Source organism: Streptomyces katrae (assembly GCF_000966975.1).
GTDB classification, from domain to species: Bacteria; Actinomycetota; Actinomycetes; order Streptomycetales; family Streptomycetaceae; genus Streptomyces; species Streptomyces katrae.
Map to the genome: position 1 here is coordinate 1 of NZ_JZWV01000251.1, position 1814 is coordinate 1814.

Genomic DNA, 1814 nt, shown 5'->3' on the forward strand with positions numbered 1-1814 from the left:
GCGACCAGCTCGGCGACCTCGGCCACCCAGGCGGCGCCGGCCGCCGCGAGCTCCTCCCGGAGCTCCGGGTCGAACACGGTGTGGGCCCGCAGCTCCCCCCAGGCGGTGCTGTTCTCGCGGACCTCGGGCAGGTCCTGGAACTCCCGGAGCAGGGTCCGTTCCAGCAGCTCACGGGGGTCGGCCGGGCGCTGTCCGGCTCCGGCGTCCGACGGCTCGGTGTACCGGTCGGCCCGGTCGCCGATGAAGGCCAGGGCCTGCCGCAGGATGCCGGGCCGGTCCTTGAAGTGGTAGTAGACCAGGGCGGTGGACACCCCCGCCTCCTCCGCCAGATCCGCCACCCGCAGCCCTCGGACGCCCCGGCGCGCGATGACGCGGGCGGCGCCCTCGAGGATGGTCCGTCTGCGGTCGGTCACGGTGTGGTCCTTCCCGGGGAACCCTTCCGGCAGTGTGCGGCACGTATTGTCACACGTTGACTGAAACTTTAGTTAAGGGGACGATGAAAACCGGCCATCTGGCCTGCCACATCGTGGAAAGAGCAATGCATGTCCGACCAGCTTTCCGGCACACGGCCGGTTCCCACGGGACTGACCGCCGACGACCCCCACGCGATCGGCGGCTACCGCCTCCACGCCCGGCTGGGGGCGGGTGGGATGGGGGTGGTCTACCTCGCGTACACGCCCGGCGGCCGCCCGATCGCGCTCAAGGCCGTACGCGCCGAGTTCGCCGCGGACCCCGAGTTCCGCGAGCGGTTCGCCCGCGAGGTGGCCAGCGCCCGGCGGATCCACGGGCTGTTCACGGCGCAGGTGGTCGACTTCGGGGTGGACGAGCGCACCCCGTGGCTGGCCACCGCCTACGTGCCCGGCCCCTCCCTGCACGAGGCGGTGCGCCGGCACGGTCCGCTGCCCGTACGGACGACGCTGCTGCTGGTCGCGGGCATCGCGGAGGCGCTCCAGGCGATCCACGGCGCCGGCGTCGTCCACCGCGACCTGAAGCCCGCCAACGTGCTGCTCGCCGGGGACGGCCCCCGGGTGATCGACTTCGGCATCGCGCACGCGGCGGACTCCTGCGCGCTCACCGGGACGGGGCTGCGGATCGGCACCGCCGCCTTCATGGCGCCCGAGCAGGCCCTCGGCCACCGGGTCACCCCGGCCACCGACGTCTTCGCCCTGGGCGCGCTCGTCGCGTACGTGGCGGGCGGCACGCCGCCCTTCGGCCCCGGGCCGGAATCCAGCGCCCTGTACCGAGTGGTCCACGAGCACCCCGACCTGACGCGGACCCCCGCCGAGCTGCGCGACCTGGTCGCGTGGTGCCTGGCCAAGCAGCCCCGGGACCGCCCGGCCACCGCCGAGCTGATCGCGTACGTCCACGCGCACCCCGCCGTCGGCCGTCGGCCGGAGTTCACCGACGGCTGGCTGCCCCGGCCGGTCCGGGAGGAGGTCGGCGCGCCCGCGCAGGATCCCGCACCGGGGGAAGCCGGGCCCGTGTCCTACGCGCCGACGGCCTCGGCGGCCACGGCCACGGCCGCCGCCTTCGTGCCCGCCGCCCCCGCACCGCTGCCCGCCGCCCCCGCGCCCGTACTGGCAGCGGAGGCAGCGCCCGCCCCCGGCCCCGCGCCGTCCCCCGGCCGCCGGGCCGCGCGCCGCGGGCGGCGGCTGCCCGCCGTGGCCGGGGCGGTGGCCGCGACCCTGCTGATCTGCGGCGGAGCCGTGTACTACCTGGACGGCCCCGGCGAGGGGACCGCCGCCTCCGCCGAGGACCAGGACCCGGCCGACGGGGACGCCGCCGGGCGGCCGTCCCCGTCCCCCACCCCCCAC

At 76.5% G+C, this 1814-nt stretch carries 2 protein-coding genes; one reads left to right on the forward strand and one right to left on the reverse strand.

The window, feature by feature from the left end; translation table 11 throughout:
- Positions 1–413 (reverse strand): TetR/AcrR family transcriptional regulator (locus tag VR44_RS11125; RefSeq protein WP_045947273.1); only part of this gene is annotated, 413 nt, incomplete at its 3' end.
- Between the two features lie 129 nt (positions 414–542).
- On the opposite strand from VR44_RS11125, the gene VR44_RS11130 reads away from it, so the two are divergent.
- A partial coding sequence (locus VR44_RS11130; RefSeq protein WP_157880267.1) for a serine/threonine-protein kinase occupies positions 543–1814 on the forward strand: 1272 nt, incomplete at its 3' end.